The sequence below is a fragment of the Kocuria sp. TGY1127_2 genome (assembly GCF_013394385.1).
GTDB lineage: Bacteria > Actinomycetota > Actinomycetes > Actinomycetales > Micrococcaceae > Rothia.
This window is the reverse complement of sequence record NZ_AP022834.1, coordinates 2864886-2879492: the sequence shown is the minus strand read 5'-3', so window position 1 is coordinate 2879492 and position 14607 is coordinate 2864886. Positions and strand designations below refer to the sequence as shown.

The following is a 14607-nucleotide window of genomic DNA, read 5'->3' as shown; positions in this document are numbered from 1 at the left end:
GCTGCTGAATCTCCAGCATCTTGTTCGAACCATGTCTGCCAGGAGGCCTTACCATCATCTCGGTTCGCACACGGTATTTTACTGGCGCCGGTAACCCGTTCCACCGGGATTATTCCCCGGCCAAACCAACAGGATTGGGTACGGCGGGTCGGCCCCACACGTCGGCCCGTAAACTCATCGCCCTAATTCGGGGCGATCACGGCCATGTAATGGACATCGACCCACGCATCATCAAACCGAAGCGCATCCCGACCGGTCCCCTCATAAATAGACCCGGCCTTCCCGTAAATTCGACGTGCGCGCGGATTGAAGTCGTACACTTCCAGGCTGATGCGGTGTAGACCCAATGTCGTGAGACCGTGGCGAACCATCAAGCGTGTGGCTTCGGTGCCAAGCCCCCGTCCGCATCCAGAAGCACCGATCAATGTTCTGAAATTGCATGAGTGGTTCTGCTGGTCCCACTCATTGAGAACGATCTCCCCGACCATGGCTCCGGTCGAATGATCGACAACAGCCAGCACCAGCCGGTCATCGGCAACCGCCCAGGCCTGATAGATCTCACGCAAACGTCACAGAACGATAACTATTTGAATTTAAATATAAACCTTTCATAAAGATATACATTCGCCATTGTTTTAAGTAAGCCAAGTCATATACCATCAGAATGCGAATTTAAAAATACGCACACTCTCAATTCATCGAAATATAGGCAATCGGAACAGGTCAATCACCTCATGAAATTTTCACGCCCTAAGCCTCTTATCACTGGAACGATCGTCGCTTCTCTTGCCCTCTCGGCAGGAGGAGTGGCACCTGCCGTGGCTGCCAGCCGCGCGGGCACCAGCGCGAATATTGCACAATCGGCCGCCACCGCACCTAGCGGCCAGATGTCCGAAGAACAGTTCCAGCACACCTTGCGTGTTCTTGATCAACTTCCCGAAGACCTAAAGACGGCGGACCCGAAGAGTACGCCCAACTATGAGCAGCGGCTGACCGAAGCAATCAACCAAATCGAGGGTGCCCAAGCCGGTGGGGCCACAACATACGTGAACTGGGTCTCTTGCGGAGCAGCCCTAGCCGGTGTTGTAGTTCAATACGGCGTGCCGGTAGCCAAAGTCGTCAAATGGCTCAAGGACGGCTATAAGATCTTCGGTGGAATCAAAGGGCTGATCACAGCGATACGTAGCGGCGCAGCTGCTGCCGAGATCGGCGAAGACGCTGTCAGCGTCCTCGAAGGAATCCTCGGGGTCGATGGGGTTGTCTCGGCCTGCAGCTAGAATTAATAATCGCTCACGTGCACCCCGTTGGCGAAGTTTAGCTCACCCCCGGGCGCACAGTCTTACGGAGGTGTCATGGCGTTCGAGCCAGTTTCACTCAAATACGCCTTGTCGGGCTCAGCCTTCATCGGCATCCTAAACGCCGTTCCGACCTTCATTGCGCTCCTGATCCTGAACCTCAGTTTCATCGGCGATCCGGATCGGTTGGATATCGGCTCCGAGGTAGTGATATCCCTACTCGTCGGTGTTGTGGGCACGTGTCTGACCACCATCATGAACCGTCACGAACAGGTCAAGCAGAAGAAGACCATGCCACATGGGACTTTGGTAGCGATAGCAGAACTGGCTGGCATGACGATTCTGGGAGCCGTGGTCACACCCTTATTCGGGATGGATCCCCGCTTCCTCTGGGTAGGAGCTGCGGCAGGATTACTGGGCTCTTTGCCCAGCTTCTTCATCATGTCCCCCTGGAAAGAGACCGAACCTGAGGAAGATTTCCAGCAGCGCAACAAGGAGTTTGGCGAGATGACTCGCGAGACCGCCCAAGAGTACAAGGAAGAACTGAGAGACAAACAACGAGCGAAGATGCGGAAGAAACACGGCGACCCCTGGGACCAAGACTCAAACCAGGACTGGTGGAAATAAACTCCACGAATACGCTTGCACCGCTGTATCGCCCTCTAAGCCGTGGGTCGGGCCACACCGAAGAATTTCGCTATCTGCGCTCGGCGTCTTCTCCAAGATGCCGGTAAATCGTCGGCCGCGAAACCCCGAACGTCTCAGCGATCTCTTGAACCGTGTGCTCTCCAGCGTCATACATAGCACGGGCCTGCTTCGCCTTGGTCGGAGTCATTTTGAACTTCGGCCCACCCTTCCGGCCCCTGGCCCGGGCTGCTGCCAACCCGTCGCGGGTTCGCTCAACAATCAGATCGTGCTCAAACTCCGCAATGGCCGCCAGCATATGGAAGAACAACCGGCCACCGGCCGTGGTGGTATCAATCCCCTGGGACAGGGCAACCAACCCCACACCTTGATTCTGCAACTGGTCAGCGACATCCTTGAGGTTACCCACTGAACGACCCAGTCGATCCAGCTTGGTGACCACCAACGTGTCACCCTCTCGCAAATACTCCAACGCCCTGCTCAGAGCAGGCCGCTTCGCCAAAGTCCCCGAGGCGTCGTTTGCATTCAGCCCATAATCAAGAACCAACAGCCTGTGGGCTTTGCCGCTTTTGGCGGTGTTCTGTGATCGCTGAGTAGCGCAGTCGGCAGGATCGGTGACCATCGTCTTTCGGGCATCCTGAACATTGTTCCTTCATGGTCAGTATCACAGGAGCACGACGAACCGGTTCCCGGTGCGTTGTCTGCCGGAGGCCTCTACAGGGCCTCCGAGCTTTTTAAGGGACCCATTTTCGCGCCGAGTACAGCGGGCCAAGCTCTCGCATGATTGTTCGAGCCGCTCGTCTGGCCCTCGGGTTTTCCGTAGGGTCTGGTTCAACAACACGTCGATACATGTAGACCGCCAGGTCAACCGCTTGGATACCTCGCTCAGCAGCAGAGTCGAACCATTCAATGGGTTGTTCGATCCGCTCTAGCTTCTGGGACTTATACCCAGGGGTTCCTATGCGTGTATAGCCTTCGATGGCTTCTTTGAAGTCCTGATGCTTGCTGACCATATCGGTTCTAACCAAGCAAGATTCGTACCCCAGTCGCGCTGTGAGGTCATTGACGCGCTCTGGGGCATGACGGAGGGTGATCTCGTATGGAGGGTCTGGATATCTATACCTGGCATTGAGCCGGGCTACATCCACACCTTCAATGATCACACGAGGCCCTACCTGATTGATGTGTCGCATGGCTTGGCGGTAGAGGGCGATGTATTCATGAACCTTACCTCGAAGGCATTGCCAGTCACCACGGCCGTGCATGATGGGGTGGCCATGGAACTCGATTCCAGGATCAACCCCAAACTTGTGGGTCACGTGCTGGCCCAAGTCAGCAAACCTGCTACATAGTTCCATGTACTGGTCGAGGTCGAGCACATACACGCGGTGTAGTAGTGCTCTTGCTGGTAGCTTTCATCGACGAAAGCGTAGAGCCGGTGGGGTTCTTTCCTCGAATGCGTTGGAGCGTTATACACGTTTACGACTCTAGCGAGGAGAGATCCGGTTAGAAGCTACCAACTTCTAGATCCAGTGAATCGGTCGATCCTGCACAGTTCACCACAGTGGCATGGAATGACCTCTGTCGATCGGCCAGGCGCTTCGACAGCCCCCTCGGATCTTGCCCGAGGCGACAATCAACCGTCGGCCGGAAAGCTCCGGAGGTCTCATCGATTTCCTGAACCGTGTCCCCCACTTCGATCACACCAACGAACGATTGCTTCTCCTGGAAGGAGGTACACCCATCACCGATACAGAAGGAAACCTACTCGGAGTATCCTGCGGAACGCCAGAGTAGGACGCCGAGCTCGCCCGCGCAGCCACGAGTTGAAGCAACGGTTGTCATCGAAGATGAGGCTTCGAATCGAATATCGAGATCAAGCCGTTGTTCCAGCGATTGATTTCGGGCGTTGGGGATCCAAGACCGAGTGAGGGTCGAAGAATTCATTCAGGGTCTGGGAGGCACCCTCGATCGCGTGCTTCAACGAGATCCCGTCAACATTGATCCTTGCCTGGCGCAGATAATTCGGCCCGACCTGCCCCCAAGCCGGGAGCGAAGCATCAACGTTGAAAAACGCGTTGAACCCCTGAGACTTCAGGTACTGGAACTTCTCGTTACCGTAATCCTCGATCCCGGCAATATCGGCCCCGAACGGGTAGATGAGCATGTCGGTCTTACCCACGATCGAAGCAACTTCGGCCTGCCACTTCTCATTGTCCGCTCGAATTTGGTCGACCGGTGACTTCGTGAAATTGATATGGCCCCAAGAATGGCTGGCGAACTCCCACCCGTTCTCCTTGATCGCATCCGCGACCTTCTTCGCACCTTTCTTGTCCTGATCAAGGTTCTTGTTCTGGTCCTTGTAGGAAATATCCGAGGTCCGGTACCCCAGGACCCCGTTGTAACCGGTCATCGCGATCACACCCTTGGCCCCCTCGTGCGAGAAATCCGGGTGATCTTCGAGGAATTCCTCCACGATCGGCAAGTGGTCGTAGGCCCCGACATGTTTCTTGCCCTCGGCGTCACGGTATTCGTTGACGATCTTGCCGTCTTGGACGATCAACCGGTCTGGGAAGCCGTCGCCATCCATGTATTCGTAGTAGGAGAGGTCATCGAAGGAGATCACCAAGGGTTTCTTGCCTTCGGGCAGTTCCAGCGGTTTCAGCTCGGCCCCGCCGTCGGAGGCGGTGGTGTAGAGCTGGTGCGGGCTGACGAGGATGTAGTTGCGGTCATAGACCTGTTGGATGATTTTTTTGAATTCGTCGATGGTGACCATGTAGTCGAGGTAGCCCTTGGCGTCCTCGTCGCCATCGAAGGCTCGTTTTGGGTCGGCGACCAGGGAGTGGAAGAACAGGTGCGAGACCATGGCGTTATCGGCCCAGGTGGTCATCGGGACCGGCGGTGAGGCCGAGGCTGAGACAGAACCCGAGGCCCCTGACGAGGGGGATGAAGAACCATTGATGGATTCGGAATCCTTGGACCCGCACGCGCTCAGTAGAGCGGCACCTGCCAACGTTGATGCGGACGCCAAAGCAACTCTTCGCGTAATAGCCAACTGCCTCATTCTCCTTCTGCCTTGCTACTAATCTCTGTACTGACAGAACTAAATGTACTAGTCAGTACAGAAAATGATAGACTCCTGATCTTCCACATTGATTGAAGGGACGGCGGTTGATAAGGGGCATACGGTCTATATGTCAAGAGCGGAGAAAAGGGGTCACACTCCGCGGCGTGAAATGGGAATCTCAGCTGCTTGTGCCGGCGACACGTGAGGGTCGTTTCCAAGTGTTGAAGAGACACACGCTCCAACTGATGAACCCTGCAAAGAAGTTGCCTGCCTGCCTCGTGGTAACCGGCGTGCTACTGACTCCGGTACTCAGCTCCTGCACCTCGAATTCATCCACTGATGAACCCAACCGGCTCTCGATCCAGGATTCGACTCTGGCTGCTGCAGAACAACCCGTCTCCCAACGTCCGGCACCGGAGGTTCATAGGATTGGGTATCGGGTGGATGGACAAGGCGACCCGTCCCAAAACTGGGGCGATCTCTACCTCCCCGGAGGCATTCATCAGGAAAAGTCCGTGCCACTGGTGGTACTCATTCATGGTGGGGCCTGGCACCGGTCCATCGGTGCTGGTGACTTCAGTACTTTTGCCCGATCTTTGGCTGGTCGCGGTGTGGCTGTCTACAACATCGAGTACCGACGCGTGGGGTCTGGTGGAGGGTGGCCAACAACCTTTACTGATGTCACTGCGGCACTGGATCACGTACCACAGCTGCTCAGAGACCACCCTGAGCTGTCGGGGCGAACGGAAGTTGTTGGCCACAGCGCCGGGGCTCAATTGGCCACTTGGGCCGGAACCAGAAATACTCAACGGCCGTCGCAGATAACACGTATTCCGGGGTTTAAGCCTGAGCGAATTGTCGCCATATCAGGCCCATTAGATATGACATTCGCGGCGAATTCAGGCGACGAGGATCTGACCAACGTGATTGGCGGTAACCCGACTCCAATGGCCGCTCGATACAAGGATGTAGACCCCATCCAAAACATTGACCCCACAATCCCTGTGGCGGCAATCCATGGGATGGCAGATGCTAAGGTGCCATGGCAGCTGTCACAGCGCTACGTCCAAACTGCTCAACAAGCCGGCGGTCAAGCCGAGTTCTATCCAATGTACGGTGACACCCACGGGTCCCTGATCACCCTTGGGTCGACTCACTACAGCGAGGTGCTCGACCTCATTACCAACCACTTTCAGTGTTGATCGGCGGAGGTGGGGTCGTGATGGTCAGATAGGCACCGTCTACCGGGATCAAATACTCACCCAATGCGAGTCCTCTTCATCCTGAAGTTAACGAGCCCAACACCACCTATATTTGCCCGTTGTTCCCGTACTACATCGAATCCACAGTGCTCAAAGAACGGTCCGATCATGCAGCACGCTACTGATGTCGATAGAACAATCCATCTGCGTCGCCCATAGGGTCGGCGCCTACACTCGGATTGTGACGAGCATAGGAGAATCGCAAGAACTTCGCGGAATAGCCCCAGCCTTGACAGCAAATGCCTGACGAACCTGCCTATGACTGCCGGGTAGCGGTCACCCCGGGGAGGACATACCGGCTCCTACCCTGGCCTGATCCAATAATTCGTAAATTGCAGGACCCTGATTTAGCCGGGATAGCTCCCTCTCCCAGACCACTAACGGCTGTTGCACACCGGCAACCCCGCACGATAAGGCCCGCCACACCCAGGGCGTCCCGTGACGAGAGCCCTACAAAGCTTTCCGTCGTAGACGCAAATATGCGGCCGCTCATTTCGGGCAGAGAGTCCACCCCTGGCGCGACGGCCACTGGCTCCTAGCGCGAAAGGAGCGAGTGAGTGTATTGGCTCGCCATACGCACCGGCGCATTGGGTGCGCCGTAACCTGAATACCCTTCCAACCGCTGGACGACCTCGAAGAACAGGCTGCCGACTGTCTGAGTGTAGAAGTGGAGGAATTCGCCCTGGCCGTCCCGGTCGTACAGCAGGTTGAGGGCGGCGAGCTCCTGGGTCTTCTCCTCCGAAAGGCCGAATCGCGCTCGCAGATCCTCGTAGTAGTTCTGGGGGATCGGGAGGAAACGCAACCCGGACGATTGAGCCCGGCGGGCCAGTTCGACGACGTCCGAGCAGGCGAATGCAACATGTTCGATCTCGGGCTCGTTTCCCAGATCCGGGGCCACATTCAGCGGCAAGCGCACGGTTCCGGCATCGTTCCTTACAACCTGCGAGCTGACGAGTCCCGTGGGGCCCGGAACATCCTGCGACGGCTGGACGGCGAGGCCCAGCGCGGCCCGGTAGAACAGCACGGATTCCGGGTAGTGGTGCTTGGGCTGGGCCAGGTTCACGTGATCGATGCCCGTGATCAGCGGCGTAGTCGCATCTTCGGTCGAATTCTTTCGGTGGGAAGCAGCGACGTCGAGACGGTCCGGCCAGGAGAATTCGTTGAGCCATCGATCGCCGCCGTCCGACTGCGGCGGGCAGAAGAAGATCTCGGTTCCGTCCGGTGCCAGATAAGCCGGGAAAGGTTGTTCGCCCTCGCGCGTGACGCGAGGAACCTCAGGGACTTTCAAAGCGGATGCGTGAGCCGCGGCGGCCGCGTCGTGCTGGACCTCAAAGCCCAATGACGCCATATTGGGCACGTCCATCGCGCTGGGCTCCTCGTTGATCACGATGCGGGCATGGCCCTGCTCCCACAGCTGCACGGGTTTGCTCGAGTGCCGTCCCCGGTGGGTGAATCCTAGGTGCGATAGGAGCACTTCGACCTGCTCCGTTTCCTGGCCGCGAACTTCTGCCCACGTGATGCCCTGCGGAACAATTGCGCCCGGGAGCGTGGTCAACTCTCCGACACGGGCTGCCGCTCGGGTGATTGCCGCATTTGACCCCGTGGAGGCGTCCAACGCCCGCGCCGTCTGGTCCTGGAGCCAGACCAACGAGCGCAGGGCATCGACGGCCGTGCGGTACACACGTGTTTGGCGGAACGAATCGTTGAAGATTTCCAGTGACAATGGGCCGGAGTACCCACCGGCCAGGAGTTTGATCATGAAATCCACGAGGTCGAATCCGCCTTCGCCAGGGAAAACCCGGAAGTGACGGGACCAGGAGAGCACGTCCAGGGACATCAGCGGAGCGTCCGCGAGCTGGACGAAGAAAACCTTCTCCCCGGGGATGTCCGGGATGGAGTCGGTGGGCCATTCACGGGACAGTATGTGGAACGTGTCCAAACAAATGCCGAGATTTTCCCGGTCGGCGGCTTCGACGAGACGCCATGAGTGCTCGAAGTCGTTGACGTATCTGCCCCAGGCGAGGGCTTCGTAGGCGAGGCGGATGTCATAGGTTGCGGCGAGATCCGCGAGGCGGGCCAATTGGGATGCTGTGATGGAGTCGTCGTCGACCGTGGCGGTCCCCGCGTTGGAAGGGATGAGCATCAGGTTCATGCCCAAGCGCCTCATCAACCGGAACTTGCCCTCGATGCGCCGGAGAGTGCCCTGGAACATTTCTTCCGTGGTGCCCTCGGCGTCCCTGAACGGTTGATAGAGATCCAGGGTGAGTCCGAGCTCGGCTGCGTACTCGCGAATGTATTCCGGGGTTTCCGGGGCCACGACGAGGTCTTGTTCGAAGATCTCGATGCCGTCGAACCCGGCGGCCGCGGCGGCGCGCATCTTCTGCCGCAATGAACCTGACAGGCAGACGGTCGCGATCGACGTTTTCACAGCGATTCTCCTTGTTGGGCGGCGACAAGCCGTTCGAAATGGGTTCGCATGGGCGCGTATTCGGGCCGTAACCCGGTGATGAGTTCGAAAGCATCGACGGCCTGTCCGACCGCCATGTACCCTCCAGGCAGAACTCGACACCCGATCTCACGCGCATGGTGAATCAGCGCGGTTTCCTGCGGAAGGTAGATGACATCCGCGACCCACAGGTCGGGGCGGATGAGGCCGAGGTCAAGCGGAGCCCCCGGATGGTGGTGCATCCCAATGGGCGTGGCATTGACCAAGCCCGAGGCTGCGCCGATCGCTTGAGGCAGATCCTCGCTCCTGAGCGCTGAAACGGTGGTTTCCGGGAACTGCCCGGACAATTCGGCGGCTCTGGCCTCGGCCCGCGCGTGGTCGACGTCGAACAGGTACAGGTGCCGAACCCCGCGTGAGAGGAGAGCGTAGGCGGTCGCGGAACCCGCACCGCCGGTCCCGAGTTGGACGACCGTGTCCAGTGAAGCGCCGGGGAGCCCTTCGTCCAGGGCGCTCGCGAATCCGGAAAAGTCGGTATTGTGGCCGATCAAGCGCCCGTCTTCCACGACCACCGTATTGACGGCACCCAGTCGCTCGGCGTCGCTTGCGAGGCCGTCCAGGTGCGTGATGATGGACTGTTTGCACGGGAAAGTGACGTTGAAGGCGCTGAAGCCGAGCTCGGCGGCCGTTTTCATTAGCCCGGGTGCACGCTCGACGCCGTCAGTGATGGTGTCCAGGTCGATGGGGCGGTAAATGTACCGCAGTCCGAGGCGGTCCGCAGCCTCCTCGTGCATCGGTGCGCTGAGGGTCGCGGTGATACCGCTTCCGATCAATCCGACGACGTAGGACTCGCCTACCAGACTCATAACGCTCCGATCTTTCGTGACCACGATGTACCGCAATTCACGTTACCCAGCTCGCAGGGCGGAATGCGCATGAAAGTTCGAATCGCGCACAGAACGGATTCGTCCCGCTCGTGTGTCCGCGCCTCAGTGCCCGTGATCTCCCCTAACCGGTGCGATTGGTCTTAAAGCTCAGCGAAGCGCCTGACGTGCTGCCGGATGTGTTCGGCGTGGTCGTAGATGTCCTCGATGTTTTCGATGAGTACACGAGTCTCGATCTTGTTTTCGTCGAAAATGCCCAGGTACTTCTTCGATTTACCGTTGAAATGAAGGCGCGCAACTGGGCGACGGTTGTTGTCGTCGAGCAGGATTGCAAAGTATGTTTTGCTGTCGCGATGGGTGATCCGGTGGGGTTTTACCTCGCTGCAAGCTATCGCCTTGACGATCTGATAGCCCGTCAGCTCTTCCTCGGTTGTGACGATGCCGGTCTTCTTGGTCTGGTCTCCTTCCGTCGTCTCTTCCTCCGTGGCCGAAGGAACGTCTGCGTCCGAGAGATCCTGTGATTCCGGGTTTTCGTTGTCCCCCAGGGCAGCTGATAGCCGCTCGTTGACCATTTCCTTCAGGAATTGTTTGGTGGCTTTGGAAACCAAACTGGAAAAGAGCTTCAGGTTGTCGGCCGTTCCCCGTCGCTCCGAGACTCGACCCATCAGGAGACGCACGAGTTCGGGGCTTGGTTCTCTGAATTCGGTCGCAAGTTCCCGTTTCAATGCGCCAACGTACTTCAGTTCTTCCGCCGAATTGAGCACCGACGTCAAGTTGAAGGTCTCTTTCGTGATTTTTCTGAGGGCGGGCAACATGCTCTCGTCAATGTTCAGGAGATCAAGCACGAGGAAAGGCTGTCGGTCCATGATGTTTGGCGAATCAAGGTCCGTGAAGAAATTGAACACCCTGCCGTTCGTCAGTACACCGATGCGTGCATTTGTCACCGAGAAGTAGCGGTAGAGCTGAGACGCATGATTGAGGCTTAGTGGATCGCCGAGCCGCTTGCATTCGATCAGGATCTGGACTTCCGAATCCTTCATGATCGCGTAGTCGACTTTCTCGCCTTTCTTGGTGCCGTGATCCGCCGTGTACTCGGGAACAACCTCGAGGGGATTGAAGATGTCATACCCCAATACCTGAGAGATGAATGGCATGATGAAGGCATTTTTCGTTGCCTCTTCGGTCTGGATGGAGCCCTGTTGGGCACGCAGTTTGGTGGCGAGTTCTCGTAGACCTTCTTCGAACGGCATGATGGCTCCTCCAGGTGAAATCGAGCGATAGGTGGATGGCCATTCAGCGGCCGCAACCTCAGCGTAGATCAAAGTGACGTACATTACATATGCGCGATTTTTCCGAGCCGAAAGTGTCGATTCATCCGAACAACCCCTGGTTCTCAGAGGCGACGACGAGGGTTGAGTCTCCTCGCTCCCGTCCAAGAGGCCACAATGGCCCAGCCTGCCGGCTCAGTAAATGCGTTGTGGCAGCTGGGTGCGGCTGAGATGTGGACCCGCTGACCACTACGTCGGGTGAAGGAACATGAAGCATTGACGTCGGGTTACTGATCTCTTGTAGGGGTTGACCTGCGGTTATAGCGTCGGTCACCAACCAGGTCGCGCGATCCGAAGTGCAGGATCGATTGCGGCATATCCAGCGGTTCCAACCCGAGGAGAGTTCAGTGACCGTCAACGAATCCACCTCCGCTTCGAATGCCAATACCGTCGCCGAGTTCTCCGTGCGAAAGATCGGTCAATACACAGGTGCCGAGATACGAGGACTTGACCTCTCCGGGGACCTCCCCGAAGGCGTCGTCGGCCGCATCAGAGAGCTGCTCAATGAACACAAGGCGCTCGTCTTCAAGGACGCCGGAGTCCACGGCGACGAGGCCCAAGCCCATTTCGCATCCCACTTCGGCCCGTTGACCAAGGCACACCCGACTGTTCGTTTCGAAGGGCAGGATTCCAAGAGTGTCTTGCCCGTGGACAGCGAGTCCTCGGTGGCCAATAAGTGGCACACCGACGTGACTTTTGTGGTCAACCCACCTCAGGCATCCACTCTTCGAAGCATCAAGCTCCCCGACTATGGAGGCGAAACGCTCATCACCAACACCGTGGCCGCCTACAACGGACTCCCGGAAGAGTTGCGCGCCTTCGCGGACACCCTCTGGGCTGTGCACAGCAACGATTCGGATTACGTCCGGCCGGACAAGGTCACCTCCGACGCCGAACGCAGCTATCAGGACCAATTCGTCTCATCGACATTCCGCGCGGTGCACCCCGTCGTGCGCATTCACCCCCTGACCGGGCAGAAGGGGCTGTTCATTGGAGCCTTCGCCCAGCGGCTCAAGATTCTGGGCGTCACGGCGGAGGAGTCCCTGGATCTGTTGCGCATATTCCAACGGCATATCACCAAACCGGAATACATTGTGCGGGTGGCTTGGGAACCGGATCAGCTCGTCCTATTCGACAACCGCGCGACCCAGCACTATGCGATCGACAATTACGACCGCGCGCCCCGCAAACTCAACCGCATCACGGTTGCCGGGGACATCCCTCAAGGCGCCGACGGCGGCAGGAGCTACGCCGTCGAAGGCGATTCCTCGGACTACTCGCCCGTCGTCGGCCTCTGACCTGAGACGAACCTCCGCGCGAGATCTCTACCCTGATCCCTACCCTGGGGTGGTGCCGGTTGGGGGACCGTCCCAGCGAGAGTAAGGGGCATGAATACACACACCATCTTCTTCGGTCTTCTCGCAGTCCTGATTCTCGGTTGGATCATTTTCCGACAATTCCAATGGAAGCCTCTCCAGCCGAGGCGGGGCATGAAAATCGGGGCGATCCTGTCGCTCATCGCCGTCTTCAACCTGGCTCTTTATCCCATAGCCCTGACCGGAGGGGACCTGGGAGCTTTCCTACTGGAACTGGCCATCGCCGCCGGGGCAGGTGTCCTGCAAGCGAAGGTCGCCCATTTTCGTCCGATCCCCCCGGGGGCCACGAATAGACTGCTCGCGAGGACCTCCGCCAGGGGGCGGGAAGTACCTCAGCTGGAAAGTCGACCTGGTGGCATAGGCCTACTGATGTGGGTGTGCTTGCTGACTGTCCGCGTAGCGATCGGGGCGTACGCCGCGGCCCACGGCCTGGAACTCGTCACCTCGGTCTGGGCAATCTACCTGGTCATCGGCGTAAACCGCATTGCCAACGGGGCTATACTCTCTCGTCGTACGGTTGCCCGGAGCGTTACGGCCTAATTGGAGCCCAGCATGTACCCAGAGAGCCATCGGAGCCCGCCGGCGCGCATTGTTGCGGTAGGCCTGATGGGCTCGGCGTGGGTTTTTATTCTTGTTCTTCAGATAGCACGAGGCGACCAGGTATTCCCGGCCAGCTTGGGGATCGTTGCCCTAGCTCTGTGGATCCTCCAGGTGGCGTTGACCCGACGCGCAAGCCGAACGTTCGTCTGGCTTGCCTGGGTCATGATCGTCCTCGGCGCCTTCGCCGGTCCGGCCACCAGCGTCATTGGCGCCATCCCAGCCATTTCGGGAATGCTGGTGCTGACGCGGGACTCGCAGATTCCGATCAAGCGCGGGACGGCCGGCCTCTGTCTGGGAATTCTGGGTCTCGCCCTCGGCGCCCTGGGGGACAAAGCCGACGTCGTCAGCAGCATAGGGTGCCTTGCCGGCCTTCTCCTCGTTTTCCTCTTCGGCCTGTTGCGTCGACAATCCGACGCGGTTGAGGCGGCGGAGCGGGCGTCCCTGGAGGATCGTTTGGCGGCAGCTCAGGAGAGAGCCCGCAGCGCGGCCGTCGAGGAACGGACAGCGATTGCGCGAGACCTTCATGACGTGCTCGCTCACAGCCTGGGCGGGCTGACCATCCAACTCGATGCGCTCAGTGCAGAGCTCGAGTCGGGAAAATACGAAGCCGCGATCGCCCGTTCAGTCCAAGCACGGACCCTGGCGAGCTCGGGTCTAGAAGAAGCCAGGCGCGCGGTTGCTGCATTGAGGGAACCGATGGCCGATCTTGACCACGGGATCGAATCGAACATCAAAGCGCACCGCGATATGGGAGGTTCCGTGACGGTCGACCTTGAACCGACCCAGGACCTTTCCTCCCAGGCCAACGGAGTATTCTCGAGGGGGCTCCAAGAGTTCCTGACCAATGCCAGGCGTTACGCACCGGGAGAGACGGCTCATGTCCGCCTTGCCCGCGACGATGCCCACTATCGTCTGTCCGTATCCACCCCGAGAACCCTCCGCGTCCAGACGTCAACAGGCGGCGGATTCGGGCTCCAGGGAGTGCGCGAGCGTGCGGAAGCCATCGGTGGGCGCCTGACGATCGATGACGGGAATCCGTTCGTCGCTACCGTGGAGGTTCCCCATGATTAAGGTGCTCGTGGTCGATGACCAGGCCATCGTCAGAGACGGCCTGGTGACCGTTCTCGGATTGACCGAGGACATCGACGTCGTCGGGCAGGCCGAGAACGGGGTTCGGGCGCTCGAACTCGTCGACGAGGAAAGCCCGGACGTCGTACTCATGGACCTGCGCATGCCAGAAATGGATGGGGCCGGCGCGACCGCACGTCTGAGGGACTCGCACCCGGAGGTTGCGGTGCTGGTGCTGACGACTTTCGCCGACGATTCCTCGGTCGCAGGCGCCCTGGCAAGTGGTGCTCGCGGATACCTCACCAAGGACGCAAGCAGGCAGGAGGTTGCCGCCGCGATCCGCACTGCCGCGAGTGGGCAGGTTACCTTCGCCCGTGAGATCGGCGAGAAAATCGCGGGTTCCTTCTCCCCGAGAACGAGCCCGCGCGATCGTTTCCCCAGCCTGACGTCGCGGGAGGCCGAGGTGCTCGAGCGTATGGTCGACGGGAAGAACAACGCTGAGATAGCCCAGGAACTTTTTCTCACCGTCGGGACGGTCAAGTCCTATACCAATGCGGTGTTCAGCAAGCTCGGTGCGCGAAACCGGGCTCACGCGATCGCGCTTGCCACGGGCCGGGCCAACGAGCAGGGGCGATAGAA

The 14607-nt window shown here is 58.8% G+C and carries 14 protein-coding genes; 8 read left to right on the top strand and 6 right to left on the bottom strand.

Going from position 1 to position 14607, the window contains the following annotated elements; genetic code table 11:
• Positions 1 to 182 precede the first annotated feature (182 nt).
• Entirely contained in the window at positions 183 to 566 is a 384-nt protein-coding gene (locus sake_RS12770) for a GNAT family N-acetyltransferase (RefSeq protein ID WP_178946206.1), read from the bottom strand.
• 252 nt (positions 567 to 818) lie between these two features.
• Between sake_RS12770 and sake_RS12765 the strand changes: the two genes are divergently transcribed.
• Positions 819 to 1277: a hypothetical protein gene (locus sake_RS12765; RefSeq protein ID WP_178946205.1), complete on the top strand. Its 459-nt coding sequence runs from the start codon at positions 819 to 821 to the stop codon at positions 1275 to 1277.
• A 75-nt stretch (positions 1278 to 1352) separates the two neighbouring features.
• A complete protein-coding gene (locus tag sake_RS12760) occupies positions 1353 to 1922 on the top strand; it encodes a hypothetical protein (RefSeq protein ID WP_129358210.1) in 570 nt (189 codons plus the stop codon).
• 70 nt (positions 1923 to 1992) lie between these two features.
• Here sake_RS12760 and sake_RS12755 read toward each other — a convergent pair whose 3' ends face one another.
• Positions 1993 to 2562 carry a recombinase family protein gene (locus sake_RS12755; RefSeq protein WP_178946204.1) on the bottom strand — a complete coding sequence of 190 codons (570 nt, stop codon included), beginning with the start codon at positions 2560 to 2562 and terminating at the stop codon, positions 1993 to 1995.
• A gap of 598 nt (positions 2563 to 3160) precedes the next feature.
• Here sake_RS12755 and sake_RS13545 point away from each other — a divergent pair.
• The gene (locus sake_RS13545) at positions 3161 to 3292 is read left to right on the top strand and encodes a hypothetical protein (RefSeq protein WP_255411221.1); all 132 of its coding nucleotides are present in this window, start codon (positions 3161 to 3163) and stop codon (positions 3290 to 3292) included.
• Between the two features lie 524 nt (positions 3293 to 3816).
• Here the strand turns inward: sake_RS13545 and sake_RS12750 are convergent.
• Positions 3817 to 5004: a polysaccharide deacetylase family protein gene (locus sake_RS12750; RefSeq protein WP_243155699.1), complete on the bottom strand. Its 1188-nt coding sequence runs from the start codon at positions 5002 to 5004 to the stop codon at positions 3817 to 3819.
• A 248-nt stretch (positions 5005 to 5252) separates the two neighbouring features.
• Between sake_RS12750 and sake_RS12745 the strand changes: the two genes are divergently transcribed.
• Positions 5253 to 6209, top strand: a complete 957-nt coding sequence (locus sake_RS12745; RefSeq protein WP_178946203.1) for a S9 family peptidase — start codon at positions 5253 to 5255, stop codon at positions 6207 to 6209.
• Positions 6210 to 6804: 595 nt separating this feature from the next.
• On the opposite strand, the gene sake_RS12740 is transcribed toward sake_RS12745, so the two are convergent.
• From sake_RS12740 to sake_RS12730, 3 genes are all read right to left on the bottom strand, one after another.
• Positions 6805 to 8697: a bifunctional sugar phosphate isomerase/epimerase/4-hydroxyphenylpyruvate dioxygenase family protein gene (locus sake_RS12740; protein ID WP_178946202.1), complete on the bottom strand. Its 1893-nt coding sequence runs from the start codon at positions 8695 to 8697 to the stop codon at positions 6805 to 6807.
• Complete coding sequence (locus tag sake_RS12735; RefSeq protein ID WP_178946201.1) at positions 8694 to 9578, bottom strand: shikimate dehydrogenase; 885 nt, start codon at positions 9576 to 9578, stop codon at positions 8694 to 8696. The genes sake_RS12740 and sake_RS12735 overlap by 4 nt, the downstream gene beginning before the upstream one ends.
• Positions 9579 to 9739: 161 nt before the next feature.
• Entirely contained in the window at positions 9740 to 10846 is a 1107-nt protein-coding gene (locus sake_RS12730) for a type I restriction endonuclease (RefSeq protein ID WP_178946200.1), read from the bottom strand.
• 425 nt (positions 10847 to 11271) lie between these two features.
• Between sake_RS12730 and sake_RS12725 the strand changes: the two genes are divergently transcribed.
• From sake_RS12725 to sake_RS12710, 4 genes are all read left to right on the top strand, one after another.
• Positions 11272 to 12222, top strand: a complete 951-nt coding sequence (locus sake_RS12725) for a TauD/TfdA dioxygenase family protein (RefSeq protein WP_371811899.1) — start codon at positions 11272 to 11274, stop codon at positions 12220 to 12222.
• Between the two features lie 90 nt (positions 12223 to 12312).
• Positions 12313 to 12840, top strand: coding sequence for a hypothetical protein (locus sake_RS12720; protein WP_129358204.1), 528 nt, complete (start codon positions 12313 to 12315; stop codon positions 12838 to 12840).
• Between the two features lie 12 nt (positions 12841 to 12852).
• Positions 12853 to 13971 (top strand): sensor histidine kinase, encoded by a 1119-nt coding sequence (locus sake_RS12715; RefSeq protein ID WP_178946199.1) that lies wholly within the window; start codon positions 12853 to 12855, stop codon positions 13969 to 13971.
• Entirely contained in the window at positions 13964 to 14605 is a 642-nt protein-coding gene (locus tag sake_RS12710) for a response regulator transcription factor (protein ID WP_178946198.1), read from the top strand. The genes sake_RS12715 and sake_RS12710 overlap by 8 nt, the downstream gene beginning before the upstream one ends.
• Positions 14606 to 14607: the final 2 nt, after the last annotated feature.

Coding starts and splice junctions, on each gene's coding strand:
- sake_RS12760 (WP_129358210.1), top strand. CDS start 1,353: ATGGCGTTCGAGCCAGTTTCACTCAAATACGCCTTGTCGGGCTCAGCC.
- sake_RS12755 (WP_178946204.1), bottom strand. CDS start 2,562: ATGGTCACCGATCCTGCCGACTGCGCTACTCAGCGATCACAGAACACC.
- sake_RS13545 (WP_255411221.1), top strand. CDS start 3,161: ATGAACCTTACCTCGAAGGCATTGCCAGTCACCACGGCCGTGCATGAT.
- sake_RS12750 (WP_243155699.1), bottom strand. CDS start 5,004: ATGAGGCAGTTGGCTATTACGCGAAGAGTTGCTTTGGCGTCCGCATCA.
- sake_RS12745 (WP_178946203.1), top strand. CDS start 5,253: ATGAACCCTGCAAAGAAGTTGCCTGCCTGCCTCGTGGTAACCGGCGTG.
- sake_RS12735 (WP_178946201.1), bottom strand. CDS start 9,578: ATGAGTCTGGTAGGCGAGTCCTACGTCGTCGGATTGATCGGAAGCGGT.
- sake_RS12730 (WP_178946200.1), bottom strand. CDS start 10,846: ATGCCGTTCGAAGAAGGTCTACGAGAACTCGCCACCAAACTGCGTGCC.
- sake_RS12720 (WP_129358204.1), top strand. CDS start 12,313: ATGAATACACACACCATCTTCTTCGGTCTTCTCGCAGTCCTGATTCTC.
- sake_RS12715 (WP_178946199.1), top strand. CDS start 12,853: ATGTACCCAGAGAGCCATCGGAGCCCGCCGGCGCGCATTGTTGCGGTA.
- sake_RS12710 (WP_178946198.1), top strand. CDS start 13,964: ATGATTAAGGTGCTCGTGGTCGATGACCAGGCCATCGTCAGAGACGGC.